Below are 25,899 nucleotides of genomic sequence, written 5' to 3'. Positions count from 1 at the left end.
CCTTGCGCAGTAATTAAGCCAATTCTGCTGCTGCCGTAATTGCTTGGTCTATGCGCTCTACTGGAATGAGCTTGAGTCCCGGGATTTTTGTCTTAGGCATATTGGCTTTTGGAATGATAGCTACAGTAAAGCCTAATTTTGCGGCCTCTTTTAAGCGCTCTTGGCCTCGCGGACAAGGACGAATCTCCCCAGCCAAGCCAACCTCACCAAATACAATCAGCTCTTTGGGTAATGCACGATTACGAATCGAGGATTGGATCGCTAGCAGAACTGCTAAGTCGGCAGCGGGCTCAGAGATTTTGACGCCCCCTACCGCATTTAAGAAGACATCTTGATCAAAGCAAGCGATTCCAGCATGACGATGCAAGACTGCTAAGAGCATTGCTAAACGCGCCTGCTCAAGTCCAACTGCCAGGCGGCGAGGGTTTGGTACATGCGCAGTATCTACTAGTGCCTGTATTTCTACTAAAAGCGGTCTGCTTCCCTCTTGTGTCACTAATACACAAGCACCTGGGACCATCTGCTCATGTTGCGACAAGAAAATGGCTGAAGGATTGGTTACGCCCCGCAGGCCCTTTTCAGTCATTGCAAAGACACCGAGCTCATTGACTGCGCCAAAGCGATTCTTAATCGAGCGCACTAGGCGAAATGAAGAATGGGTATCGCCTTCAAAATACAAGACGGTGTCTACGATATGTTCTAAAACTCGAGGGCCAGCTAAATGACCATCTTTTGTGACGTGTCCAACCATCAATACACAGATACCGCTAGATTTAGCTGCTCTAGTAAGTTGAGCGGCACACTCTCGTACTTGCGCTACAGAACCTGGTGCAGAACTCAGCACTTCTGAATACAAGGTCTGAATCGAGTCCACCACCAAGACTTGAGGCTTCACGGTATCCATAATCGAAATGAGTTTCTCTAGCTGGATCTCTGCCAAGACTTCCAGTTGGGGTGCATCAAGTGCAATACGTTTTGCACGTAAGGCGATTTGTGCAGCAGATTCTTCTCCACTGCTGTAAAGCACGTCCATACCAGCAGCACTCATCTCAGCACAAGCTTGCAGTAGTAAGGTGGATTTACCAATACCCGGATCGCCGCCCAAAAGTACTACCCCACCGGGCACCAAGCCACCTCCTAATACACGATCAAACTCCTCTACACCGGTACTAAATCTGGGCAAGTCCTCAGCAGTAATGGCAGAAAGCTTTTGCCTTGGTAATGATTGAGCCAGCCCCTGAAATCGAGAATTGGAACTCACTTCAGGCAAGCCTTCTTCCAAGGTATTCCATGCCTGACAAGATGGACACTGTCCCTGCCACTTAGCAGAAGTTCCGCCACAAGACTGGCAGATATAAACGGTTTTGACTTTAGCCAAGTGTGTACCTAGTAATTAAATGAGCAATTAAAAAATAATGGGTAGAAATTAATCCAGCTGAGTACCGGCTTTATTTTCTTGAGCACGCTTAGGTGCATCTTTACGGCGCTGCTCTAAATCCGCAGCCCTTTGAGCTGCATCTTTTTGCTTCTCAGTAAACTCACGTTGGTTATCAGCGCGTTCGGCCGCTTTCTCTGGTGAGGCACGCTCAGCAGCACGTTTCTGATCATCTTGATCTTTTAAACTCTTACGCAATTTACGCTGCACTTCATGTAAAGCAATCTCTTGCTGGGTAATAGGGTCAATCTCTTTGCGATATTGGGCTCTCGCATTACTGATGCAATAGTTAACCCAATAATTCTGGTAGCACTCTGATGACGCTTTGCCCCAGCGATATTTTGCCCAGTCGCGTTGCGTCTCCAGCTCCTGTTCAATCTTATCCAACTGCTCAAGCTCAGCCTCTTCAGCAGGCGTTGCTAAAACTAAACCACTCAAAGAGCAAACTAGCAAAAAAAATCCAAGGAATAGTTTTGAGCGCAAGATCAATCTTCTCAAATTTCCACCTTTGCGCCCAATTCAACCAAGCGGTTCGCAGGAATTTTGAAGAAGTCAGATTGTCGTCCAGCATTTTGGTACATCCAGCAAAATAATTTCTCGCGCCAGATTGCCATTCCAGGTATTTCAGTAGAAACAATCGTATCTCTTGATAAGAAGAATGAGGTATCCATAAGCTCAAATTTGAGATCAGATGATTTTTCAATCAGTCCAATAATTTGTCCCATATCTGGAGTTTCATTAAATCCATACACCGCACGAGCTACATAGATGCCATTACCCAGATCGCGCAAAGTAATCCGCTCACTATCTTTAACATAGGGTACATCCCAAATGCTGACTTTTAAGAAAAGGACTCTTTCATGCAATACATGATTGTGTTTGAGGTTATGCAAGAAAGAAACAGGTACGTAGTCAACGTGCGCCGTTAGAAAGATAGCAGTGCCATCAACACGGTGCGGCGGATGCTGCATCAAGACATCTATAAAACCCTTCAAGGCAATACCATTATTCGTCGCGTTATGACGCAAGATCCTGCGCCCTTGATACCAGGTCATCAAGAATACAAAGCAAACAGCACCCAAAAGTAGAGGAAACCAACCGCCCTCCATGATCTTGAGTAGATTTGCAGTTAAGAAAGCAAGATCCACAATTAAAAAAGCGCTAATAACTAAAGTCACTAGTAAGGTATTCCAGCGCCATACGACGCGCATCACAATTGCTGCGAGGAATGTTGTCACGATCATGGTGGTTGTTACGGCAATGCCGTATGCAGCTGCTAAATTCTCCGATTTCTTAAATGCCAGTACTACAGCAATAACGAGCACCAATAAGACCCAATTGACTAAAGGCATATAGATTTGCCCGATCTCTCTATCAGACGTATGACGTACTTTCATGCGGGGTACAAAACCAAGCAAGATAGCCTGACTTGTCATTGAGAAAGCCCCTGAAATAACAGCCTGGGATGCAATTACCGTAGCAAGTGTTGCCAAGATCACTAATGGAAATACAAGCCCTTCAGGAACCATTAAGAAAAATGGATTGCTAATGGTTTCTGGATTGCCTAAAAACATGGCGCCTTGGCCAAAGTAATTCAGGAGCAAGCAAGGCATGACTATAAAGAACCAACCCATCCGAATAGGCTTCAGTCCAAAGTGCCCCATATCAGCATATAAAGCCTCGGCTCCAGTCAGAACCAAAAATACCGCTCCGAGCACAATGAAGCCTTGCAATGAATGCTCAATCAAGAAGCGAATCGCAAATAATGGATTAATGGCGGCAAAAATCGCGGGGTTCTGGATAACTTGGTGAAGTCCCATCAATCCAATCGTAATAAACCAGATCATCATGATCGGACCGAAAAGTTTACCCACAACATCAGTACCTGTTTTTTGAATCACAAACAGCACCACCAAAATAAAAATGGTGATGGGCATGACATACCGCGTGAGATCACTTGAAATCACCTCAAGACCCTCTACTGCAGAGAGAACTGAGATTGCGGGAGTAATGATTGCGTCTCCATAAAACATGCATGCCCCAAATACACCGGCCATGATGATAAGAAGAGAGCGCTTAGATCCAGACGGTGCAGTTCTTAAGGCCAAGGCCATGAGAGCCAAAATTCCACCCTCGCCATGATTATTTGCGCGCATCACAAACAAAACATATTTCAAAGAAACTACAACTGCGAAAGCCCAGAACACCATGGAGATCACGCCATACACTGCATCTGTAGAAAATGGAATGCCATGCTCAGGACTAAAACATTCTTTCAATGCGTATAAAGGGCTGGTACCAATATCGCCAAACACTACGCCGATTGCAGCAAACATTAAGGAAATTGAAGCGCCTTTTTTGTGGGGATGATCTTCTCGTGAGATCTCCACCGGCCTTAACAAAGATGATTCCGAAAATTCAGGATTGCTAACTGACATTCTTAAACCTTAGCGTGTTGTTGCGTGGCAATATATTACTCCTTATAAGGGCACATCAAATTCAGAATTTCCTCCAAAAAACCGCTTATTTATGCGTCATTTACAGGAATACCTCGACAGAGACCCCCAAAAAATGGTAGAATTTCAGCTTCAGACGCGGGGTGGAGCAGTCTGGCAGCTCGTCGGGCTCATAACCCGAAGGTCGTAGGTTCAAATCCTGCCCCCGCAACCAGTAATTCAGTACTAAGCCCTTAATCTTTAAGGGCTTTTTGCTTTTTTAGCTTCGTTGGACGACTAATATAAATCTGTTTTAAAGTTCTCAGATAACATCAGTCGAAGAATTTTTGAAAACACCTCAGCCTGAGCGTCATAAAAATTATTGGGAATTTGCTCTAGATCTCTTAGGATATCCTCAGGGACTTTTGATTCAAAGAACATCAACTTTCTAAAGGCATCCCAAGCTATATTATTTAGCCTATCAGAATCCAACTGCAACTGCGTTTTGGATGATAGCGGAGATAGTCTTGTGATAAATGGGAAAATAAAACCTGAATCAAGCTGGTCTTGGAGTATCAGACTCTTTAGCACTAAGTCATAAGGTAAATCTAAGGAACTATAGGTATCTAGGATATTCAAAAGCTTCTGCTTGGAGCCGTTATTCAGTATGTAAGCCGTCGCACCACAGAAATCGATGCGCTTTGTCTCCAGCACCTCAAGTAACCCATCCCTCAGCATAGATCTACGTAGCTTAAATAGCTGCAACATTGAATTAACGTCAGATACGCATAAATCAGTATATAAAATATCTATTTTCTGCTGGATGGCAGGTAGATAATTTTTTAAAACATTAATCGTCTCCATGCCAAGCAATGCGTCGTCTTCTAATATCAACGCGTTTCCTGGGTACTCTAAAGCCTCTTGGATAGCTTTCTTGTGGCTTAGAAAGCAGCCCTTCTCACCACTCCTAATCTTTCCCGGAATTTTATTTTTCTCAACATAGTCTTTGTTGTATGCACTTATCCGATGGCATTGAATATCTGACGATGAAAACTGATTTAGACATTCCTCTAATACAATCCGCCTTTCATTAGCTTCGTCTAAATTGATGTAAAATATATTTAACATTTAAGCATTCATTTATTGCTGAAATCTCTAATGATTTGAGCTTGGATTAAATTCAAAATTAGTTCAATACCTTATAGCCCCTGCCACTCAAACATCTTTTAACCACAGCCTCTTGCGCTTGATTTCCGCTAAATGCACCACCTGCTCCACCAATCACAGCACCAGCCCCTGCAGTTTGAACAATTCCCGTTTTATTACCACCAGTAACAAGGCCAAGCAAGCCCCCAACTACTGCGCCAGCACCGGCACCTTTCGCTGCGGTTTCACCCATACCAGATTGATCCTTTGCATAGGCTTGGCATTCTTTTAAATCATTCTCGTAGGCAGACTGATTTACGCCTTTCATATCCACAAGTGGGCGCACATCAGCACCTGCACATCCCAGCAAGCTCACTAAGGTAATGCAAGACACTGTAAATAACTTAGACATAGGAGCTCTTTTAAATTCATTCGCAACACTATAAACAATGTATCCCTATTGAATCAGGATGCTAATGCCAAATTCGGTGTCACTCTTTTCTAACAAATCGATACTTTGGCTAAGGCTCTTCTGGTATTTTTTTCCTAGAACACTAAAGAATACCTAGCGCAGATAGTCCCGAGCCTGACATTCAAGCTCATCACTTTTCATCCATTATCCAAACGCCATCCCACTGACCATCAACTAAGGTTGGTGGAGATTGGCGGAGCAGCTCACAGCGCTCAAGATACATCTGAGAAACTGCATCTTTTGGATTAAGCTCTAGGCATTTCTCAAACTGGGCTTGAGCACCATCCCAATTCATTTCACGATATTTTAATAAACCATCTTTAAATAGACTGAGCACTTCCATCAGGTGGGGGAAAGAATCTTGGGTATGGTAGTCAAGCACTTCATACACCGCTATGGGCACTGTCTTCCCTTTGACTACCACCAAATCAATCTCACGCATTCGATAGGTACCTTTTAATCTCGCTTTCGTGAACTCGCTAATTAAAATTTTGGCACTGTATTGCTTGCAGGCAGACTCAAGGCGCGCTGCTAAATTAACCCCATCCCCAATCATCGTAAAGTCCATGCGCTTCTTAGAGCCAATATTTCCGGACACAATGTTGTCAGAATTTAAACCGATGCCAATATGTACCGGTAACTTACCCTCAGATTCACGTGTTGCATTCCAGCTTTCCAACGACTGAATCATCGCCAAAGCCGCTCTTAGTCCACGATCTTCGTTATCCCCCAGCGATTGGGGTATGCCAAAGCCCGCCATGATGGCATCCCCAATAAATTTATCAAGGATCCCGCCCTCTTGTGAAATGCAGTCAACCATAATCTCAAAATACTCATTTAAAAGATGGACTGTGCCCTGAGGTCCCAATTGCTCTGTCAGCGTTGTAAAGCCTCGAATATCACTGAACAAAACCGTCGCATGAATATTTTGCCCTTCAAAAATATCGGATTTATTTGCGAGTAGTTGATCTGCAATCGATGGATCAATATAGCGGGACATGGTTGATTTCATCCGCTTCTCAGAAGAGATATCCTCAATCATGATCATATAGCCCATTGATTTACCTTCAATACTTAACAATGGCATGATCGTGATATTGGCAGATAAATTCTCCTCGCCTATTAGCAAATTACCGTCGATGGTGACATCACTTTGCTTACTCTCCAAAACACGGGCAATTTTTTCAACCATCCAACTATTTGTGTCGGCAAATATTTGATCGGCCGTTTTACCTAACAACCCAGCCTCTTCCTGATTAAAAATCTTCTCACCTGTTTTATTACAGGTTTTGAGTTTGCCCTCTTCATCAAACGTCAATACAGCATTGGTCATCGAAAGCAAAATACCTTCGTTGTAATTTTTCATATTTTGCACATCTGCAAATAAGCTAGCATTTTCGAGAGAAATGGCTATTTGAGCAGTAAAGGTCTTTAAACGCGATTCATCTTCTGTCGTAAAACTCCCATTTTTCTTATTGAGAACTTGGGTAACCCCAATCACTTCACCCGCTTTATTGTTAATCGGTACGCAGAGAATAGAGCGGGTAAAAAACCCCGATTTTCGATCAAAAGTGGGATTAAAACGAAGATCTGCATAAGCATGAGGAATGTTGACTGTCTTGCCGCTAGTAAAAACGGTGCCAGCAATTCCCATATGGTTTGGCAAACGAATTTGCATGGCGCCCAAGCCCTGACCCACCTGAGACCATAGCTGATTTGTTTTTTTATCATTCAAAAATAAGGTTGATCTCTCAGCGCCTAACATGCGCGTCGCCTCAGCCATCACTTTTTGCAACAAAGATTCTATATTGATATCTGAAGTCATTTCTGAAATCACTTCGAGGAACTCAATTTCATGCTTGCGTAATTTCTCTACCCTTTTCAGCTCAATCATTCCACTGAGAAATTGCGATGCCTGAGTGGTAATTAATTCCAGTAGTGTTAAATCTTTTTTGGTGAATCGACCCTTTTGCTTATTCAGGGCTTGTAAAACACCAATAATCTCACCACGTACCGTTTTTACTGGAACGGCAATAATATTTTTTGTTTGATATCCTGTTTGCTCGTCAATCCGTTGATTAAAACGCGCATCAGCATAGGGATTGTCAACAATAATCGCTTGACCACTCTGAAATACAGCCCCAGATATCCCTGAATCATTCATGATGCGAATTTCTTGAGCAAGATTACCTTGAGCAAATTTAGTGTAGAGCTCCTTAGTGACAGGATCATTTAAAAATAATGATGCGCGATCTGCCTGAACGGCCTTGGAGGATTCTTCAACCAGGTATCGCAGGGCCTCATCAAGATCATCAAAAGCAGCCAGATCTTCAGAAATAGCAATTAAAAGGCGCAACATACCTTCATCACGAATACTAGATAAGCGTGACTTTTTCACTTGCAATGGTGGATTGGCTTTACTCATGTTTTTTGGCCTCTAGCTGATTCCTTAAAGCAACAATCGTCTGGCGAGACTGCTCGAGTTGATCTTTGAGAAACTGCGTCTCCTGTTGGATTTGAGAATCTCGAGCCTGACTTTCTTCTTCCAAACGAGTCCTCATCCGATCAACAGTACTTTCCAGTTGTTTAGTATGGTCCTGTGAAGCTTGGCGTAATTCTTGCAATAGCCTTTCTCCCTCTAATTCCTTAGACTCTAGCGCATCTCTGAGCGCATTAATTGTCTCTTTTAAAGAGTGGATCTCTCGTTCTACTTCATGGGAGTCAAGCTGGGACATGGGTACTTTTCCATTGTGAAAAGATAGTGCTCATATAGTAAATCATTACGATGAATTAGTAATTCCACCATATTTATTAGCTAAGATAGCCCCGCTCCTTACCTAATCTGGGAAGCGATGCCACAGTCTTTTGCCGCTGTACCTCCAGAAGACTGGATCCACTACTTTCCCACCCTGCGTATGAAAAGTCCATATTTGTGCACCCGTTTGAGGCGTTTGATAAAACGGAATTCCTAAGCCCTCATAACGCGCCGTTACTGTGGGATGGGGATGCCCATAACGATTACGATAGCCATTTTGTGCAAATGCTTGATCTGGTTTGAGTTTGTTAAGCAGTTCTATAGATGACGATGTCTTGCTCCCATGATGGGGCGCCATGAAGATCAACTCTTTATTCTGCAGTGCGCTTAGATTTTCCTGAGTCAGCCTAGAAGAAATATCTGCCTCACCTTGCTTTTCTACATCGCCCGTCAACCAGAACGAGGTAGTCTGAGTTCTGACCTCTAAGACGCAACTCATCTCATTGGGTTTGCCGTCTTGAATTGGGGTAAAAAGTGTTTCTGCATGTGGATGCCATATATAAAACTCCACCTCATCCCAAACCCAGTACTGGCCATAGCGACAGGGAATACTAGGTATTTTTCTGGAGCTTAAATTCGTTAGTAAGGGATTGGTACTAGGAAGGGAGCCGATCATCGACTCAAAACGGATCTCTTTCAGTAAAGTCGCTGCACCACCAATATGGTCGCTATCGCTATGACTAATTACCATTCGATCAACTTGATCAATCCCCCTGCCTCTCAAAAATGGTAGGATGATTCGTTGACCGGCATTATCCTTCTTTCCTTGTGTAGGTCCTGTGTCATACAGTAATTTCTTATGCGTAGTTTCAATCAATACAGCAGTGCCTTGGCCAATATCTAGAACGCTAGCCCTGAAGCTCCCTGGAGTAATACTAGTTTCAAAGGGGTTGATCAATAAGGCGCTTGTTAAAGCCAAGCCCAGCAGTCTGGATTTCCAGGAATCGATAATAGAGCCCGGTCGAATCGCTATCACGACTCCGATCACTGCGATGGCAAGTGCCCACCAATGGGGCTGATGAGATAGTGCAACAGACCATGGCCAATCGGCCATCCCACTGAGTGCAGCTGCTAAATACTCTATCGAGACATGGGCGATCAGTAAGCAGTATTTACCAATAAACTCGGGTAAGAGTGCCCCGCTAATAGCTAACGGTGTTACAACGTAACTCACTAATGGAATGGCAAACGCATTAGCAAGCGGAGACACAATTGAGACCTGATAAAACCAATACAGCGTGAGTGGTAGTAGTGCAATCGTGACGACGGCCTGAACACGGCAGGCTTCAAGTAGGGCTTGTTTAATTCTGTCTGTCCAGCGCATCTCCAGCTCTATACCAGTAGGTATACCTAAGAGACCACCAGAATCCTTCATCGCATACAAAATGGCTGCGACTGCGCCAAATGATAGCCAGAATCCAGGGGTATAAGCGGCCATGGGATCAATGAGTAAAACAAAAGCTAAAGCCCACCACCAGATATCAAACGAGCGGGGATTTCTGCCAGACCATAAAGCAAACGCGACCACCCCCACCATATACATCGTTCTTTGTGCAGGTATTTGAAAGCCCGCTAACCACGCGTAGATAAATGCCGTCAGAAAACCAGCTACGGCAGCTACTTTACTTACCGGAATAATGAGAGGGAGAGTTTTACGACGCCATAGAAAACTTGCCACCCCAGCACCAAGACCAGCCAGCATGGTTACATGTAAACCGGAAATGGAGATTAGGTGCCCAATGCCAGTAATGTTAAATACGCGCCAATCTGCTTGATCAATCGCATTTTGATCTCCCATCACTAATGCAGCGATCACACCACCATAACGCGCATCTACTGGCAGTAAGCGTTTTATTTTGTTGCGCAACTTCCAGCGCTGATACTCCATCGCTAAGGCAAATTCAGTAAGGCCAATATCTTTCTCTATTAATAATTCGCCAGATCTGACCGAGCCACTAGCGCCAAAAGCTTGATGAAAAGACCAGCGCTCAAAATCAAAGGTATGGGGATTTAGTGAGCCATAAGGCCTCTTGAGTTTGACTTTGAACTTCCAGCGCTGCCCTGGAATCACTGCGGGGATATCTTGAGGATTTCTCCAGGGAGGCTGCCAGCTCAAATAAATCTGTTGTGGAAAATGACCTATTAACTCCCCATGAGAAATAGCATCATCAACCTCAAATGCAAACTTAGCACCGGATGTGTTGCCCTGAGGTAAAGCGACTACTCGACCCTCAATCATTAAATCGATACCCTCTAGATCTGAGGCAAGCATATGATTCAGGCGATTTTCGGCATAACGCGCATTCCAAGCAAAACCTAGAATAAACACCAGGATGACTAAAGCCACCCTTCCATAAACTTTGGATTGGCGATTCAGTAGCCAGAGCACCATGCAAAAAATACTGCTCATTAGACAGCTCTGCACCCAATAGAGGGGCACTTGCGGCAGAAATAGAAGAAGCGAACCCCCGGCGATGAACGCCGTAATAGCCAAACGCAAAGGCTTAAGGAGCTAAATTGGGGATAAAAAGATCAGCACACAGCGCTGACCAACGAGGCAATACCTGCATGGCATTGCGCCATGTTGTTGATGCAAATTCCACTTCGCTTACTCCACGAATGGCTGCAAGCTCTTTAGCTATACGCGGTAAAAATGCAGACTGATTAAAGGCGAGTCCTTCTACTCTTAACCAAGCTGGTGGAATATCAGGCGCATCGGTTTCAGTAACAATTGATTCAAGAGGTAACTCTTGAAGAAGCCGGCGAATTTGCAATGCTCGCTCATACGTGGCCGCGCCACCAAAACCTAACTTAAAGCCCAGCTCAATAAATTGTTCGGCCTGCTGAAAGCTCCCATTAAATGCATGCGCTATGCCACTAGGCACCTTGCGACGACGTAAGGCTTTGAGAATGGCATCTTGTGACCGACGCACATGAAGGATCACTGGCAACTGATACTGTTGCGCCAAATCCAATTGCGCATGAAAGAAATATTCCTGTTTGTGGGGATCTAGACCCTCAACAAAATAATCCAAGCCAATCTCGCCTACACCAACAAACCGAGGATCAGAAAGCGCTTGACGGATTTCTTGCTCAAGAAAGCTAATGTCACTCTCTTGTGCTTGATTGGTATACAAGGGATGAATCCCGAGGGTATAGACCAAACCTGGAATCTGCTGGCCATATTGATTAGCAAGCTCACGAACCTGTTTGCAATCTCCTGCCTTCACAGCAGGCAACAAAATAGCCTGGACATTGTTATCTAGAGCGGCCTGTATGACTGCAGGCAAATCGTCTGCAAATTCAGGGGCGTCCAGATGGCAATGGGTATCTATCCACATTGGCAACTTTAGCTTCTCACTCATTGAGAAAACGTCTTTAATACTCCGCGCTCTAAATGCAAAATTCGGTCACACCGTTTTGCGCGAATGGGGTCATGGGTCACGATCACAAAAGCAGTGCCCTGCTCGCGAGCAATATCTAACATCAAGTCAAACACACCATCGGCAGTTTCCGTATCCAGATTTCCTGTTGGCTCATCAGCCAATACACAAGCAGGATTCCCAACTAAGGCTCTTGCGACTGCAACCCGTTGCCGTTCACCACCAGACAACTCACCTGGAGTGTGTAACTCGCGGGCAGCTAGCCCAACAGCTTTCAGCATCTTACTGGCACGCTCCATCGACTCATCATTACCTAGACCACGAATACGTAACGGTAATGCAACATTTTCAACGGCACTAAATTCATCTAAGAGATGATGAAATTGATAAATGAAACCAAGACTATGATTGCGTAGTTGATCTAATTTTTTCACTGCCAATTGATTAAGATTTGAGCCCACTAATACGATTGAGCCAGCACTAGGAGTGTCTAAGCCGCCCAGAAGGTGCAATAAAGTGCTTTTGCCCGAGCCTGATGCCCCAACAATAGCCACCTTCTCAGAAGGCACCACCTCTAAGTCAATATCCTTGAGAATTTCAACAGCAGTCGGCCCCTGACCGTAAGTCTTTGCCAGTCCTCGCGCCATTATTACTGAGTTATTCATAGCGTAAGGCCTCCGCAGGCTGCACCTTAGCGGCACGACGACTTGGGTAGAGGGTAGCTAGAACAGAAAGACCAAATGCCATCAGTCCCACTGTGACCACGTCGCTCAATCTGACATCAGAAGGTAGCTCACTAATAAAGTAAACCTCACGCGGCAAGAAGCGAACGCGGAAGATCGCTTCAATAGCTGGAACAATAACATCGATATTAAGCGCAATGAGTAAACCTAAACCCACCCCTGATAGAGAGCCGAGTATGCCAATCGCTAGACCCTGAATCAAAAAGATGCGTTGAATTAATCCTGGACTTGCACCCATCGTTCTTAAAATAGCAATGTCTGCTTGCTTCTCATTCACAGTCATCACTAAAGTCGAAACCAGATTAAATGCAGCCACAGCAATAATTAAAGTCAGAATGATGAACATCATTTTCTTTTCGGTTTGAACAGCAGCAAACCAGTTGCGATTCGAGCGTGACCAGTCAGTCACCCAAAGTGCTTGTGGAACAATGCCAGCCAATTCATTAGCAATCTCTGGCGCACGCTGCATATCATCTACTTTGATGCGCAATCCAGAAGGGTCATGTAAGCGTAATAAGGCAGCGGCGTCCTTCCAATGCATGATGGCTAAGGAGCTGTCGTATTCATAATGGCCGCTATCCACAATACCAACTACTTGAAGCGTACGCATTCGGGGCATTGCACCAGCTGGTGTTAAATCGCTCTCTGGAACAATCAGATTAATACGATCACCAACATGTGCCCCAACCATGGCAGCCAGTTGTGCGCCCAAAGCGACACCAAACCCGCCCGGTTTCAGATCGTCAATATTGCCCGCAACGAATTGTTTTGGTAAATCGGAAACCTTACCCTCATCAGCTGGAGAGATACCCCGTATAGCAACACCACGCATGATATTTTCACGACTGAGCAAGCCCTGTGAGCTGACCATTGGTGCAACACCAACTACATGCGGTTGTGCGGCTACTTTAAGGGCAAGAGGCTCCCAATTTGCCAATCCTTCTGGTGTAGTAATTTCCACGTGGGATAGAACAGACAGCATGCGATCGCGCACTTCTTTCTGAAAACCGTTCATGACTGATAGAACAACAATCAAAGAAGCCACACCCAAAGCGATACCCGCGGTAGAGATTCCGGAAATAAAGGAGAGGAAGCCGTCGCGCTTACCCACCGTCTTGCGACGCTTAGATCGGGTATAGCGTAGGCCAATTTCTAGCTCAATAGGAAGTCTCAACATAGCCACAGTTTAGACAATTGCAAGGACAAACTGATGGAATACCTAAATGCCACCTAAAATCAGGGGAATGACCGCAAATTTCAATTCTCCACAAGGCGCCCAAAAGCGCTTCACCCTCATGCTTGCAGGGGAGGATGCCTATGACGCCGATGAAGAGCAGGCCATTGGAGACCGCCCTCTGAAAGGACTGCCTCACGAACGTTTTTTGTTGGGAGATCTGCTGCCCTTAGCACCAGTCCTGCTTTTGGGACAAACGTCTCAAGTAGTAAACCCCTCAGAAGTCATCGCTTGCCTTCAACCAGTTCATCTTCATGCCACCCGAGACCATTTAATTCTGATGGGGCAAAATCAGATCGATCTGACAGAAGCTGAATCAACTGAACTTCTTAAAGCAGCACTACCCTTTATCGAAGAGGACTTTCAGTCAAACATCCTTTATCAAGATTCTCGCTATTGGTTTATCCCTGCAGGCCCGTTCGCCAGTTTAGATAGTTACAGCGTGGATCAGGCGCATGGTAGAAATATTGAGTGGTGGATGCCACGAGATAGCAATGTAGAAGGAATTGCAAAACAGTGGCGTAAATTACAAAACGAGATTCAAATGCTTTGGCATATTGATCCCGTAAATCAAGCGCGCGAACAAGTGGGTATGCCTAGCATCAACTCCGTGTGGATTAGCGGCATTGGCAAACTGCATGATGTAAAGGCACCAGGGATATTGCAACAAGTACACAGTCTTTATGGCTCACACCCCATCCTCGCAGGATTGGCAAAGCTACTTAAGCTCTCCTACGAAACAGAATTTCATATACAGATGGCGCCTGGGTCTTTTGCTTGGCTAGATCAACCCGAACGCATTTGGCCAGAACTGAGCCAAGCACTTCTGAACAAAGAGCTAGATGAAGTTCTTCTCATCGACTTTCCTAAAGGGAAAGTGCGTGAACGAGTTCTGACCAGAAAGGACCTTTACAAAAAGTCTTGGGCCTTCTGGAAAAAATCAGACCCACGTACTTGGAAAGAAATCATTCTTTAATGGGATTATTTTCACAGCGCCCCTTCTCTGAGCGGACTGCTACCTGGTTGCATCAAAGTGGTCTTCATCCGTTGTTAGCGAGACTGTATGCTGCACGTGGTCTTGAGTCCCCCGAAGAACTCTCACTGGATTTGAAACAATTACTATCGCCAGTAGAGCTCAAGAATTGCATCAGTACAGCATCTTTACTAGCCGATATTCTTGAACAAAAAGAACCTATGCTCATCGTTGCAGACTATGACTGCGATGGTGCGACCGCTTGTGCTGTTGGCCTGCGTGGGCTGCGAATGCTAGGGGGTCCTGATACCCCTATTCAGTTTCTAGTACCAAATCGCTTCACCATGGGTTACGGCCTCACGCCAGAAGTAGTCGAGCTTGCTGCCCAACAAATACCCAAACCCAAATACTTGATCACTGTGGATAACGGCATTGCTAGTGAAGCAGGGGTGGATCGTGCCCGTGAACTCGGTATGGAAGTCATTGTGACTGATCACCACTTACCCGGCGATCGACTGCCGAACGCTACTGCCATCGTCAATCCCAACCAACCGGGTTGCAACTTCCCCAGTAAAGCGCTTGCTGGAGTTGGTGTCATGTTCTATTTATTAGTGGCTTTACGTGCAGAACTGCGTAAGCGCGGTAAATTTACCAATGAGAATCAACCGAAGATTGAGAACTTATTAGATTTAGTAGCATTAGGTACCGTGGCTGATGTAGCGCAACTGGATCGCAATAATCGGATACTTGTTTCGAATGGTCTAAAGCGTATTCGGGCTGGTGTAACTCAAGCAGGAATTCAGGCCCTGTTTCAGGCAGCCGTCCGTGACCCACGCAAAGCAAATACTTTCGATCTGGGGTTTGCGATTGGCCCGCGATTAAATGCTGCTGGACGCTTAGCCGATATGACTTTGGGTATTCGGTTATTGCTAACTGATAAGACTGATGAGGCAATCACACTGGCACATGAACTCGATCGCATTAATCGCGAACGCCGTGTCATTGAGACTGGCATGCAAGAAGCAGCTCTTGCTCATCTAGCAGAAGATCAATTGGCCGGGACCATGGCGCAAAGAACCAGCATCTGTCTTTGGAATCCTGAGTGGCATCAAGGGGTTGTTGGAATCGTAGCCTCACGACTGAAAGAGCGCTTTAATCGCCCCACCATTGTTTTTGCTCCTGCCGATGGCAGTACCGGTGAAGAACTGCGTGGATCTGGCCGATCATTGACCGGCTTTCATCTCAGGGATGCGCTCGATTTAGTTTCTAAGCGAGAGCCTGGACTCATATTAAAGTTTGGCGGCCATGCTATGGCTGCAGGCTTAACTATCCGCAAACAGGATTTTGACAAGTTTGATGCCTGTTTTCAGGAAGTGGCAAGCGGCTTATTAAGCGATGAATTATTGGAGCGACGCCATACCCATGATGGCGCTCTTGAGGCAGCGGAGTTTACTCCAGAGATTGGCGACCTCCTCGCTGAGGAAATCTGGGGTCAAGGCTTTCCGCAACCCATCTTTTATGGCGAGTTTGAGATTACCCAACAAAGTCTCATGAAAGAAAAACATTTACGTCTTCTGGTTCGCCCCCTAGGCTCAGCCGAGGGACAATCTACGAGCAAACCACTCACTGCCGTTTGGTTTAACCGCACCCAAACTCTGCCGCCTAAAGCCAAGCTCGCCTACCGCCTAGTCACCGATCGCTATCAGGGTCAAGCCCGCGTCCAGCTCATGATAGAGGCCCATGATGAAAGTACTGGATCCTAAAGGGCGGGAGCAATAACCCCCTTATAATTAGGGGATGGAAGCTGAACAATTAAATACGATTTCAAATACTCTGTCTGACCTGCTCACCCGTGAGCAAGCTCTTCGGGGGTATCTTTGACTTCGAAGTAAAGTCACGACGCCTTACTGAAGTTAACTCTATTCTGGAAGATCCCACTATTTGGGATGATCAAAAGAAAGCGCAAGCCCTGGGCAAAGAAAAGAAATTGCTCGACGGCGTTGTTGCCACCCTGACCGATTTAAATACCAACATCACTGGCGCCATCGAACTCTTTGATATGGCAAAAGAGGAAAGTGATTTCGATACGATTGCCGCTATCGAATCTGATGTAGAAGGCTATAGTAAGATTGTGGGCGATTTAGAATTCCGCCGCATGTTTCATAATGAGATGGATCCGTGTAGTTGCTTTATTGATATCCAAGCAGGCGCTGGCGGCACTGAAGCGTGTGACTGGGCCAGCATGCTCTATCGTCAATACCTAAAGTATTGCGAACGCAAAGGCTACAAAACAGAAATCCTTGAAGAGTCTGATGGCGACGTTGCTGGGATTAAGAGCGCCACGATCAAAGTCGATGGCGAATACGCTTACGGACACCTCCGCTCAGAAACTGGTGTGCATCGTTTGGTTCGTAAGTCCCCATTTGATTCATCTAATGGTCGCCATACCTCCTTTGCTAGCATCTATGTCTATCCAGAAATTGATGACTCGATTGAGATCGACGTGAATCCCGCAGATATTCGTACTGATACCTATCGCGCCTCTGGTGCGGGTGGTCAGCATATTAATAAAACCGACTCTGCGGTGCGTCTAACCCACTTACCTACAGGTATTGTGGTGCAGTGTCAAAACGATCGCAGTCAACACCGTAACCGTGCCGAAGCAATGACGATGTTGAAGTCCCGTCTCTACGAACATGAAATGCAAAAGCGTCGTATAGAACAAGATAAGTTAGAGGCTAGTAAAACTGATGTAGGCTGGGGTCATCAGATTCGCTCCTATGTCTTAGACCAAAGCCGTATTAAAGATTTACGTACCAATGTCGAGATCTCCAATACCCAAAAAGTATTAGATGGTGATCTAGATGCCTTTATTGAAGCCAGCCTGAAGCAAGGCGTTTAATTACCCACAAATATGAACGATAAAACCAACTCAGGCAATACGCCAGCACCAGCTACTGAAGCAGTGGATGAGAACCACATCATCGCGGAGCGCCGTGAAAAACTGGCCAAGCTGCGCGAAGGTGGCATTGCCTTTCCAAATGATTTTGTCCCCACCCACTTAGCAGCAGATCTGCATACTCACTACGATAGCCTCAGCAAAGAAGAACTTGCGGCTAAGAAAGTTCATGTGAAAGTTGCTGGTCGCATGGTTCTGAAACGGGTCATGGGTAAAGCCAGCTTTGCAACCATTCAGGATCGTAGCGGTCAAATTCAGTTCTATATCAGCGATGAACTCAGTGGTGCTGAAACCCATGGCGCTTTTAAGCACTGGGATATGGGGGACTTCATTTCAGCCGAAGGCAATCTCTTTAAGACCAATAAAGGCGAGTTATCAGTTGAATGTAGCAACTTGCGTTTACTCAGTAAGTCCCTACGCCCATTGCCAGATAAGTTCCATGGACTATCAGATCAGGAGACCAAATATCGTCAGCGCTATGTCGATTTGATCGTGAATCCAGAAAGTCGCAATACTTTTAAAACACGTAGCAATGCGATTGCGTCGCTACGTCGCCATATGCTCGATGCTGACTTTATGGAAGTCGAAACACCCATGCTCCACCCGATTCCTGGTGGCGCTACAGCTAAGCCCTTCATCACCCATCACAATGCTTTGGACATGCAAATGTTCTTGCGGATTGCGCCAGAACTGTATCTCAAGCGTTTAGTAGTAGGTGGCTTTGAACGGGTCTTTGAGATCAACCGCAACTTCCGTAACGAAGGCGTCAGCCCGCGTCACAATCCTGAATTTACGATGATGGAGTTCTATGCAGCCTATACGGATTACCGTTGGCTGATGGATTTTACGGAAGGCTTGATCCGTGCCGCTGCAATGGATGCTCAAGGTACTGCCGTATTGACACACCAAGGTCGTGAGCTCGATCTGAGTAAGCCATTCCAACGCCTCACTATTACTGCAGCGATTCTGAAATACTGCAGTCAATCAGGTAAGAGCTATGAAGCAGTCCAACTGGATGACATTGATTTCATTCGTACTGAATTGAAAAAGGGTGGTGAGAATCCAGATTCCCCAAGCCTCAAGAACGCAGGTATTGGTGCTCTTCAGTTAGCTTTGTTTGAATTGGTTGCTGAAGAGCACCTGTGGGAGCCAACCTACATCATTGATTACCCTATTGAAGTCAGCCCACTCGCTAGAGAATCTGATACCCGCCCAGGGATTACTGAGCGCTTTGAATTATTTATTACTGGACGTGAAATTGCTAATGGCTTCTCCGAGTTAAATGATGCTGAAGATCAGGCTAACCGCTTCCGCAAGCAAGTAGAACAAAAAGAAGCGGGCGATGAAGAGGCAATGTACTTTGACCACGACTTCATTCGCGCTCTTGAGTACGGCATGCCTCCGACTGGTGGTTGCGGGATTGGTATTGACCGCTTGGTGATGCTCCTCGCAGACGTACCAAACATTCGTGATGTGATTCTGTTCCCTCACCTGCGTCGTGAAGAAGAGTAATTCAGAATCAAAAGCATCTTCAAATTAATGCGAAGATGCAAAAAGCAGAAGAAAAGCACCCTAGGGTGCTTTTTTATTGGACTGACTCATTAGGCAAACCCATTGGGCAAACTCAACTAACATCACTTTTGCTTTTTGAAGAAAGTGACTGCCAAGATCAGAAAGAGTACTGCAAACCAGAATAAAGACCACTCGGGAACTTGTAATCCCAAAATAGCTGGTAACTTTGCTGAGCAAAGTCCATCTGCTTTAAATAACCAAGGTAATCCCTGCGCCAACTGAAACTGATTAATCCAAGTCTCGAGTGGGTCGATACCACATGAGGTTTCTGGATGAGATAGCAGCCAAACCTGCCTTGCCGCTACAAATAAGCCGTATGCTGCAAACAAGGTAGCAAGGCCATGAAATAGTTTTCTCAATGGAGTAAAGCCAACCGCCAAAAAGCAGAAAATCGCAATTCCGAGATAACCTACTCTTTGCAAAATACACAAGGGGCAAGGCAAGAAACTTACTCCTTGGTACCCCACCTGCTGAAGAATGACAGCAAAAATAACTAAGCCAAGACTGAATAAGGAAAGGTATAAATAGCGGGTTGAGCTCATTTAGACATCATAGCGCCCCAGCACATGGCAATAAAGGTTTGGTCTTATTACCAAAAATTTGATGTATATCACTACTTAGTCCTATTTATAGAGCATTTGCCAAGAAATTAGCCTTCAGGAATGGGATAATCAACGATTCTTAAAAACGAAATCTGTTATTTACAAGCATTTATGGCCGCATATCACACCGAAACTGTTCTCACCGTTCACCACTGGAACGACACGCTTTTTAGCTTCACCACCACTCGTAATAAGGGCCTGCGCTTTCGTAGTGGTCACTTCTTAATGATTGGCCTTGAGGTGGAAGGCAAACCCTTGGTGAGAGCCTACAGTGTTGCCAGCCCAAATTATGAAGAACATCTCGAGTTCTTAAGCATTAAGGTTCAAGATGGTCCACTAACATCGCGTTTGCAGAAAATTCAAGTGGGCGATCCCATTTTAGTAAGTGAGAAGTCTGTTGGTACTTTAGTCATCGATGACTTAAATCCAGGAAAGCATCTTTACCTGTTTAGCACTGGCACTGGCTTGGCGCCATTTATGAGCATCATTCGCGACCCAGACACTTATGAGAAATTTGAAAAAGTCGTATTAATTCATGGTGTACGTTTGGTTAGCGAACTCGCTTATGGCGATTACATCAAGAATGAACTCACTCAAGATGAATACATCGGGGAAATCATTCGTGAAAAACTCATCTATTACCCAACGGTGACACGCGAAGCATTCAAGCACACTGGTCGTCTCACAACTGCCATCGAGTCTGGTCAACTCTTTAAAGATATTGGCTTGCCGCCACTGGATCCAGCAGTAGATAGAGCCATGATCTGCGGTAGCCCCTCTATGCTGAAAGAGACCGCCGAGATGCTGGACACCAAGGGCTTTAAGGTTTCTCCAAGCCTTGGTCAATTAGGCGATTACGTCTTCGAACGCGCTTTCGTTGAAAAGTAATTAGACCGCATTAGACTATTTCTTTATACCTAAAAGTAATTTAGATATCGCTATATATTCCTTGTAGATATATAAACCCCTTGGTACATTCTCCTTAACGAGAAATTTACCAAGGAAATTTGATGTCCCCCGTTCGCGAGCATTACAACCCCGTCATTACCCAGCTATTACGCGAACATGATCGTCTGTCTCACGACAAGATCGCAGAGCGCAAAACCTTTCAACGTCAAATCCTTTTCCTAATGAACGCCATCAAACTGGAAGAGTTTGAGCAGTCATTTAATTAAGTCTACTGAAAACACACAATGCTGCAATTCTTTCTAGATTCATCTCAATTCATTATCTCTGGCGCACTTGTTGGACTCTTGGTCGGCATGACCGGTGTTGGTGGTGGTTCGTTAATGACTCCTCTGCTTACCATTATTTTTGGCGTGGCACCAACGACTGCCGTAGGTACGGACTTAGCGTTTGCTGCCATCACCAAAGGCTTTGGTACTGCAGCGCATCGACTTCACGGTAATGTGCGTTGGGAAGTTGTCAAACTGCTCTGCATCGGCAGCCTCACTACAGCTGTTGGCTCTATTCTTGTCCTAAAGCACATAGGTCCTGTCTCAAAAGACTTTAACCATCTCATTAGTTTTTCAATTGGGATTTCCGTATTGCTCACAGCGGCATCGCTTTTATTTAGAGCAAAGATTTTGAAGTGGGTCCAAGCTAATCCAAGTTATCTCCCAAAAGGCAACTCCCTGAAGTTTGCAACTATCTTTGTTGGGGCGGTAATCGGCATTCTAGTTACTGTTTCCTCGATTGGCGCAGGCGCCATTGGTGCAACCTTAATCCTACTGCTGTATCCACACCTGAAAGCTGCGGAAGTAGCTGGCACTGATATTGCCTATGCCGTTCCCCTGACCGCACTGGCGGGCCTAGGCCACTGGTGGCTGGGGAACGTTCACTTTGACTTGCTGTTTGGATTATTAATTGGCTCTGTACCAGCGATTTGGTTGGGCGCAAGATTGTCTAGTACCCTTTCAGAAAAGGCCACTAGAACCACGCTTGCGGGAACTTTATTTCTGGTTGGCATTAAATTAGTTTCGTCATGATTCAGCCTGAATTGTGGTCTATCCCGCTAAGCACCCTCACGCCCGATGGGCTTGCTGATAAATCTGCAGTCCTGAAACAGCGCTTGATCGATATCTCCAATCGCTTCTCTGATGTGCGCTTTGCAACTAGCTTGGCTGCAGAGGACATGGTGATCACAGATGCCATTGCGAAGTCCAAAACCAAGATCAAGCTCTTTACCCTTGCAACGGGTCGCCTGCATCAAGAGACGGTTGATATGGTGAAGACCACTGAAAATCACTATGGCGTGTCCATTGCAAAGATCTACCCGCAAGATTCTGATGTACAAACTTTTGTAGATCAGTACGGCATGAATGGTTTTTATGATGGCGAAGAGCCTAAAAAGGCCTGCTGTGGTGCCCGCAAGATCAAGCCACTCAATGCAGCATTACTGGGTGCTGATGCCTGGCTTACTGGTCAACGTCGTGAGCAATCGACTACGCGTACCGAACTCAATTTTGAAGAATTAGATGATGCCAGAGGTATTGCTAAATTCAATCCCCTGTTTGATTGGACTGAAGCCGACATTTGGACTTACATCAAACAAGAAAACGTGCCAATTCATCCGCTACACCTGAAAGGTTATCCCAGCATAGGCTGCGAACCCTGCACCCGTCAGGTTAAGAAGGGTGAGGATGTTCGTGCTGGTCGCTGGTGGTGGCTGCAAAGCGATAGCAAAGAATGTGGTTTGCACGTGAATCAATAATCCATTCATCAGTACAAACTAGTAGAAACTGGAAGCGAATTACAGAATGCATGAACAAAAATTGCTGGATGACCATTTAGATTGGCTCGAAGCCGAATCAATCTACATCATTCGTGAAGTCGTTGCGCAATGCGCTAATCCTGCCATGCTGTTTTCTGGCGGTAAAGACTCTATTGTGATGTTCCACTTAGCACGCAAGGCATTTCAGTTTGGCGATCGCACTGTCAAATTACCTTTCCCGATCTTGCATATTGATACCGGCCATAACTATCCTGAAGTGATTGCCTATCGTGATGCAGTAGTTGAAAACACTGGGGTGAAGCTGATCATCGGCCACGTAGAAGACTCGATCAAAAAAGGGACTGTGCGTTTGCGCAAAGAAACTGATTCTCGCAACGCTGCGCAAGCCGTTACTTTGCTAGAGACTATTGCTGAATATGAATTCGATGCCCTGATGGGTGGCGCACGCCGTGATGAAGAGAAGGCCAGAGCCAAAGAGCGCATTTTTTCCTTCCGTGATGAGTTTGGCCAGTGGGACCCCAAGGCGCAACGCCCTGAACTTTGGAATCTCTATAACGCCCGCATCGCTAAAGGCGAGAACATGCGTGTGTTCCCCATTTCCAACTGGACAGAGCTCGATATCTGGCAATACATTGCTCGCGAGAAATTAGAGTTGCCTAGCATTTACTACACCCACCAACGTGAAGTAGTGAAGAAAAATACCCTCCTGGTTCCTGTCACCAATGTAACGCCTAAGGCGCCAGGCGATCTCAGCGAAATCCTCAGTGTGCGCTTTCGTACTGTCGGCGATATTAGCTGCACCTGCCCGGTACTTAGTACTGCCGCTACCCCAATGGAGATCATTGCTGAAACCGCCATTACTGAAATCACCGAACGCGGCGCAACCCGCATGGACGATCAAACCAATGAGGCCTCTATGGAGCGCCGCAAGAAAGAAGGTTACTTCTAATGTCATCCCCCCATCAAAATGTCGTTCGCTTCATCACTGCAGGTAGTGTTGATGATGGCAAGAGCACCTTGATTGGTCGCTTGTTATATGACACCAAATCGATTTTGGTTGATCAATTAGAGTCTTTATCCAAAACCAAACATGCGCGCGTTACTTCTTCTGATGCTGGGGTTGACTTAGCCCTACTGACGGATGGACTCGAAGCTGAGCGTGAACAAGGGATCACCATTGATGTGGCCTATCGATATTTCTCAACCCCTAAACGCAAGTTCATTGTTGCAGATGCCCCTGGACATGAGCAATACACCCGCAACTTAGTGACTGGCGCCTCCCAATCGGATGTAGCGGTAATCTTGGTGGATGCTACGCGCGTAGATCTAAAAACATCCCCCGCTACTTTATTGGCACAAACTAAGCGTCATGCTGCAATGGTTCATTTACTGGGGCTGCGCCACGTCGTGTTTGCTGTGAACAAAATGGATTTGTTTCACTTTGATGAACCGATCTTCAACACCATTACCCAATCCATTGAAGACTTGACTCAAAAAATAGGTCTTCCAAAGCCGACCTTAATCCCCATTTCTGCCTTATTGGGTGCCAACGTAGTAAGCGCAAGCAAAGAGACTCCTTGGTATACCGGTCCAACGCTATTAGAGTGGCTAGAAAGCCTTGACACTAGCCCGCAGTCTGAAAAATTATCCTTACGTCTTCCGGTGCAATACGTTGCCCGCCAAGATGGTAGTGCCTCTGATGACTTCCGTGGCTACCTCGGTCAGATCGAATCTGGCAGCATTCGTAAGGGACAAAAAATCAAAGTATTACCGAGTAATGCTGAGGCAACTGTAGCGGAAATCTATCTGGGAAATCACTTTAAAGCAGGGAGTAATAATGCCGTTGAATCAGCGCATACGGGTGATGCTGTAGCCATCCGCCTCACTGAAGACCTCGATATTTCTCGTGGCTCTCTATTTATTGGTGCTGATGATAGTCGCACGCCAACACTAAGTAAACACATCTCTGCAGATCTGTGCTGGTTAGATAGTGAACCACTTTCTTTTAGTCATAAATATGCTTTACGTCATACCAGTAATACCGTGAGCGCAAAAGTCAAAGTGATTCAAAGAGTATTAGATGTGGAAACGCTTTCACACACAAGCGATACGCATGCACTTACCAGCAATGCCATTGGACGTGTTGACTTTGTTCTACAAAAGCCTATTGCCGCCGATTTATTTTCTCAATCCCAACACACCGGCGCATTTATCTTGATTGACGAAGCGACTAATCATACGGTTGCAGCGGGAATGATTAGAGAGGCGATTGCCTAATTCAAGACTGGTAAAGACTGAAATCCAATGGGTTTAGCCCCATTGTGACTTTGTGCATTACGAGAAATAGCCGGGGTATCTAAAATAATTAAGAGGCCTTCAGATAATCGGTAAGCCCCCAGAATCGCCTCTTGGCTCTGGCCAAATAAATGGGCTGGCGGTAAGACCAACTCACTAGGATTGAACGTATTAATATCCCCAATCGAATCCACCATAAGGGCGATATGATTTCCTTGAACGTTCAAGATAATGCAAAATGATTCTGATTTTGCATCCAGAATATCTAAGTAAGCCCCAACATCAATTGCAGGCATAAGTAAGCCGCGTAAATTCAAAATACCGCGGATCATTTTTGGGCTACCTGGAACCTTGGTGCACTTTAAGTTTCGATTGACTTCAATCAACTCATCTGCAGGTACGCCAAGCAAATAAGAGCCGACACCAAAGGTAAGAAAAGGACGTTCCATGATTAATGCGGTAAATACACGTCAATGACTTGAGGGTACTCGCCAGATTCTTCCTGAATGTTATGCATGATGAGCACCTCTTCTAAGTCTAAAACATTGATAACTTGATCTTTGTAAACAATAGATCCACTCAAACCTTTTTGCGGCGTTGCCAACTCATGTAACTTGGCTGGAGCCTCAATAATATCAGTCACTTGTTTGACTATAAGGCCGTATAAACCGTTTCGGTAGCGACAAATCAACACCGGCACTCGCGCTGTGCCCTGATCTCCTCCTTTAGCGCCCCCACTAACGTAATTATTCAGGCGGACTAAATTCATTAACTGATCATTGAAGTAAACCACCTCCCGATTTCCATTTTTCTGTATTTGAGCAGCGTCTAATTTAACAATGTGATCGATAGCATCCAAGGGAAGCGCAATCCTATGAAGCCCCGGAATCTCAAATAACAGAATGGAAACCATTTCCTCAACAACGGGGATATATTTTTCATCCTGCCTAATTGGGTTCAAATCGAGGCGCTCCACCAAACCAGATTGCCGCGCAATACCATCGACATCGAGAATCAGAGCCACATCACCATTACCCATAATGGTTGCTCCCGCAAACTTGGATAGATCTCTTAATAATTCGCCCAAAGGTTTGATAACCA

At 45.5% G+C, this 25,899-nt stretch carries 24 protein-coding genes and 1 tRNA gene; 11 read left to right on the top strand and 14 right to left on the bottom strand.

Annotated features, from left to right (window positions below):
• Nucleotides 1-13: 13 nt before the first annotated feature.
• The 3 genes from radA to ICN45_RS09250 are packed head-to-tail and all read right to left on the bottom strand — an operon-like array spanning nt 14 to nt 3,771.
• Nucleotides 14-1,378: a DNA repair protein RadA gene (gene radA, locus ICN45_RS09260; protein ID WP_216175373.1), complete on the bottom strand. Its 1,365-nt coding sequence runs from the start codon at nt 1,376-1,378 to the stop codon at nt 14-16.
• A gap of 48 nt (nt 1,379-1,426) precedes the next feature.
• Nucleotides 1,427-1,888: a hypothetical protein gene (locus tag ICN45_RS09255; RefSeq protein WP_255531133.1), complete on the bottom strand. Its 462-nt coding sequence runs from the start codon at nt 1,886-1,888 to the stop codon at nt 1,427-1,429.
• 41 nt (nt 1,889-1,929) lie between these two features.
• Nucleotides 1,930-3,771, bottom strand: a complete 1,842-nt coding sequence (locus tag ICN45_RS09250; protein ID WP_439650797.1) for a potassium transporter Kup — start codon at nt 3,769-3,771, stop codon at nt 1,930-1,932.
• A gap of 257 nt (nt 3,772-4,028) precedes the next feature.
• Here ICN45_RS09250 and ICN45_RS09245 point away from each other — a divergent pair.
• A tRNA-Met gene (locus tag ICN45_RS09245) sits at nt 4,029-4,105 on the top strand.
• Nucleotides 4,106-4,167: 62 nt separating this feature from the next.
• Here ICN45_RS09245 and ICN45_RS09240 read toward each other — a convergent pair.
• The 8 genes from ICN45_RS09240 to ICN45_RS09205 form a co-directional block, all read right to left on the bottom strand.
• Nucleotides 4,168-4,998, bottom strand: coding sequence for a glycosyltransferase family 25 protein (locus ICN45_RS09240; protein ID WP_216175370.1), 831 nt, complete (start codon nt 4,996-4,998; stop codon nt 4,168-4,170).
• A gap of 58 nt (nt 4,999-5,056) precedes the next feature.
• A complete protein-coding gene (locus ICN45_RS09235) occupies nt 5,057-5,428 on the bottom strand; it encodes a glycine zipper family protein (RefSeq protein WP_216175369.1) in 372 nt (123 codons plus the stop codon).
• 190 nt (nt 5,429-5,618) lie between these two features.
• Nucleotides 5,619-7,913 carry an adenylate/guanylate cyclase domain-containing protein gene (locus ICN45_RS09230; protein ID WP_216175368.1) on the bottom strand — a complete coding sequence of 765 codons (2,295 nt, stop codon included), beginning with the start codon at nt 7,911-7,913 and terminating at the stop codon, nt 5,619-5,621.
• Nucleotides 7,906-8,223 carry a hypothetical protein gene (locus ICN45_RS09225; protein WP_216175367.1) on the bottom strand — a complete coding sequence of 106 codons (318 nt, stop codon included), beginning with the start codon at nt 8,221-8,223 and terminating at the stop codon, nt 7,906-7,908. Before ICN45_RS09225 ends, ICN45_RS09230 begins: the two co-directional genes overlap by 8 nt.
• A 102-nt stretch (nt 8,224-8,325) precedes the next feature.
• On the bottom strand, nt 8,326-10,728 hold the full coding sequence (locus tag ICN45_RS09220; protein ID WP_369411479.1) for a DNA internalization-related competence protein ComEC/Rec2: 2,403 nt from the start codon (nt 10,726-10,728) through the stop codon (nt 8,326-8,328).
• A gap of 79 nt (nt 10,729-10,807) precedes the next feature.
• Nucleotides 10,808-11,644, bottom strand: coding sequence for a TatD family hydrolase (locus ICN45_RS09215; RefSeq protein ID WP_216175691.1), 837 nt, complete (start codon nt 11,642-11,644; stop codon nt 10,808-10,810).
• 20 nt (nt 11,645-11,664) lie between these two features.
• Nucleotides 11,665-12,351, bottom strand: a complete 687-nt coding sequence (locus tag ICN45_RS09210; protein WP_216175365.1) for an ABC transporter ATP-binding protein — start codon at nt 12,349-12,351, stop codon at nt 11,665-11,667.
• Nucleotides 12,344-13,606 (bottom strand): lipoprotein-releasing ABC transporter permease subunit, encoded by a 1,263-nt coding sequence (locus ICN45_RS09205; RefSeq protein WP_216175364.1) that lies wholly within the window; start codon nt 13,604-13,606, stop codon nt 12,344-12,346. Before ICN45_RS09205 ends, ICN45_RS09210 begins: the two co-directional genes overlap by 8 nt.
• 67 nt (nt 13,607-13,673) lie before the next feature.
• Here ICN45_RS09205 and ICN45_RS09200 point away from each other — a divergent pair, with 67 nt between their 5' ends.
• The 4 genes from ICN45_RS09200 (at nt 13,674) to lysS (ending at nt 19,107) form a co-directional block, all read left to right on the top strand.
• Entirely contained in the window at nt 13,674-14,639 is a 966-nt protein-coding gene (locus ICN45_RS09200; RefSeq protein ID WP_255531132.1) for a hypothetical protein, read from the top strand.
• The gene (gene recJ / locus ICN45_RS09195) at nt 14,639-16,399 is read left to right on the top strand and encodes a single-stranded-DNA-specific exonuclease RecJ (protein ID WP_216175362.1); all 1,761 of its coding nucleotides are present in this window, start codon (nt 14,639-14,641) and stop codon (nt 16,397-16,399) included. The genes ICN45_RS09200 and recJ overlap by 1 nt, the downstream gene beginning before the upstream one ends.
• A gap of 34 nt (nt 16,400-16,433) precedes the next feature.
• Nucleotides 16,434-17,538, top strand: a protein-coding gene (gene prfB / locus ICN45_RS09190) for a peptide chain release factor 2 (protein WP_216175361.1) whose coding sequence is annotated in 2 segments (ribosomal slippage) — nt 16,434-16,514 and nt 16,516-17,538 — 1,104 coding nt in all. Because the reading frame shifts where the segments join, the coding sequence is not laid out codon by codon here.
• Between the two features lie 12 nt (nt 17,539-17,550).
• Nucleotides 17,551-19,107 (top strand): lysine--tRNA ligase, encoded by a 1,557-nt coding sequence (lysS, locus tag ICN45_RS09185; RefSeq protein WP_216175360.1) that lies wholly within the window; start codon nt 17,551-17,553, stop codon nt 19,105-19,107.
• 122 nt (nt 19,108-19,229) lie between these two features.
• Here lysS and ICN45_RS09180 read toward each other — a convergent pair whose 3' ends face one another.
• Nucleotides 19,230-19,709, bottom strand: a complete 480-nt coding sequence (locus tag ICN45_RS09180; protein WP_216175359.1) for a disulfide bond formation protein B — start codon at nt 19,707-19,709, stop codon at nt 19,230-19,232.
• Between the two features lie 171 nt (nt 19,710-19,880).
• Here ICN45_RS09180 and ICN45_RS09175 point away from each other — a divergent pair, with 171 nt between their 5' ends.
• The 6 genes from ICN45_RS09175 (at nt 19,881) to ICN45_RS09150 (ending at nt 24,780) form a co-directional block, all read left to right on the top strand.
• Nucleotides 19,881-20,657, top strand: coding sequence for a ferredoxin--NADP reductase (locus ICN45_RS09175; protein ID WP_216175358.1), 777 nt, complete (start codon nt 19,881-19,883; stop codon nt 20,655-20,657).
• A gap of 122 nt (nt 20,658-20,779) precedes the next feature.
• A complete protein-coding gene (locus tag ICN45_RS09170) occupies nt 20,780-20,944 on the top strand; it encodes a hypothetical protein (RefSeq protein ID WP_216175357.1) in 165 nt (54 codons plus the stop codon).
• Between the two features lie 18 nt (nt 20,945-20,962).
• On the top strand, nt 20,963-21,757 hold the full coding sequence (locus ICN45_RS09165) for a sulfite exporter TauE/SafE family protein (RefSeq protein WP_216175356.1): 795 nt from the start codon (nt 20,963-20,965) through the stop codon (nt 21,755-21,757).
• Nucleotides 21,754-22,482, top strand: a complete 729-nt coding sequence (locus ICN45_RS09160; RefSeq protein WP_216175355.1) for a phosphoadenylyl-sulfate reductase — start codon at nt 21,754-21,756, stop codon at nt 22,480-22,482. The genes ICN45_RS09165 and ICN45_RS09160 overlap by 4 nt, the downstream gene beginning before the upstream one ends.
• Before the next feature lie 46 nt (nt 22,483-22,528).
• Entirely contained in the window at nt 22,529-23,452 is a 924-nt protein-coding gene (cysD, locus tag ICN45_RS09155) for a sulfate adenylyltransferase subunit CysD (protein WP_216175354.1), read from the top strand.
• Nucleotides 23,452-24,780: a sulfate adenylyltransferase subunit 1 gene (locus ICN45_RS09150; protein ID WP_216175353.1), complete on the top strand. Its 1,329-nt coding sequence runs from the start codon at nt 23,452-23,454 to the stop codon at nt 24,778-24,780. The genes cysD and ICN45_RS09150 overlap by 1 nt, the downstream gene beginning before the upstream one ends.
• Here the strand turns inward: ICN45_RS09150 and ICN45_RS09145 are convergent.
• Both ICN45_RS09145 and ICN45_RS09140 read right to left on the bottom strand, forming a co-directional pair.
• Nucleotides 24,777-25,247 (bottom strand): chemotaxis protein CheW, encoded by a 471-nt coding sequence (locus ICN45_RS09145; RefSeq protein ID WP_216175352.1) that lies wholly within the window; start codon nt 25,245-25,247, stop codon nt 24,777-24,779. The genes ICN45_RS09150 and ICN45_RS09145 overlap by 4 nt on opposite strands.
• Before the next feature lie 2 nt (nt 25,248-25,249).
• Nucleotides 25,250-25,899 (bottom strand): chemotaxis protein CheW (locus ICN45_RS09140; protein WP_216175351.1); only part of this gene is annotated, 650 nt, incomplete at its 5' end.

It is taken from the genome of Polynucleobacter alcilacus (genome assembly GCF_018881545.1).
GTDB classification, from domain to species: Bacteria; Pseudomonadota; Gammaproteobacteria; order Burkholderiales; family Burkholderiaceae; genus Polynucleobacter; species Polynucleobacter alcilacus.
This window is presented reverse-complemented; position numbering and strand designations above follow the sequence as displayed.

Coding starts and splice junctions, on each gene's coding strand:
- ICN45_RS09250 (WP_439650797.1), bottom strand. CDS start 3,771: ATGTTTGCTGCAATCGGCGTAGTGTTTGGCGATATTGGTACCAGCCCT.
- ICN45_RS09240 (WP_216175370.1), bottom strand. CDS start 4,998: ATGTTAAATATATTTTACATCAATTTAGACGAAGCTAATGAAAGGCGG.
- ICN45_RS09235 (WP_216175369.1), bottom strand. CDS start 5,428: ATGTCTAAGTTATTTACAGTGTCTTGCATTACCTTAGTGAGCTTGCTG.
- ICN45_RS09230 (WP_216175368.1), bottom strand. CDS start 7,913: ATGAGTAAAGCCAATCCACCATTGCAAGTGAAAAAGTCACGCTTATCT.
- ICN45_RS09225 (WP_216175367.1), bottom strand. CDS start 8,223: ATGTCCCAGCTTGACTCCCATGAAGTAGAACGAGAGATCCACTCTTTA.
- ICN45_RS09215 (WP_216175691.1), bottom strand. CDS start 11,644: ATGTGGATAGATACCCATTGCCATCTGGACGCCCCTGAATTTGCAGAC.
- ICN45_RS09210 (WP_216175365.1), bottom strand. CDS start 12,351: ATGAATAACTCAGTAATAATGGCGCGAGGACTGGCAAAGACTTACGGT.
- ICN45_RS09205 (WP_216175364.1), bottom strand. CDS start 13,606: ATGTTGAGACTTCCTATTGAGCTAGAAATTGGCCTACGCTATACCCGA.
- ICN45_RS09200 (WP_255531132.1), top strand. CDS start 13,674: ATGACCGCAAATTTCAATTCTCCACAAGGCGCCCAAAAGCGCTTCACC.
- recJ (WP_216175362.1), top strand. CDS start 14,639: ATGGGATTATTTTCACAGCGCCCCTTCTCTGAGCGGACTGCTACCTGG.
- lysS (WP_216175360.1), top strand. CDS start 17,551: ATGAACGATAAAACCAACTCAGGCAATACGCCAGCACCAGCTACTGAA.
- ICN45_RS09180 (WP_216175359.1), bottom strand. CDS start 19,709: ATGAGCTCAACCCGCTATTTATACCTTTCCTTATTCAGTCTTGGCTTA.
- ICN45_RS09175 (WP_216175358.1), top strand. CDS start 19,881: ATGGCCGCATATCACACCGAAACTGTTCTCACCGTTCACCACTGGAAC.
- ICN45_RS09170 (WP_216175357.1), top strand. CDS start 20,780: ATGTCCCCCGTTCGCGAGCATTACAACCCCGTCATTACCCAGCTATTA.
- ICN45_RS09165 (WP_216175356.1), top strand. CDS start 20,963: ATGCTGCAATTCTTTCTAGATTCATCTCAATTCATTATCTCTGGCGCA.
- ICN45_RS09160 (WP_216175355.1), top strand. CDS start 21,754: ATGATTCAGCCTGAATTGTGGTCTATCCCGCTAAGCACCCTCACGCCC.
- cysD (WP_216175354.1), top strand. CDS start 22,529: ATGCATGAACAAAAATTGCTGGATGACCATTTAGATTGGCTCGAAGCC.
- ICN45_RS09150 (WP_216175353.1), top strand. CDS start 23,452: ATGTCATCCCCCCATCAAAATGTCGTTCGCTTCATCACTGCAGGTAGT.
- ICN45_RS09145 (WP_216175352.1), bottom strand. CDS start 25,247: ATGGAACGTCCTTTTCTTACCTTTGGTGTCGGCTCTTATTTGCTTGGC.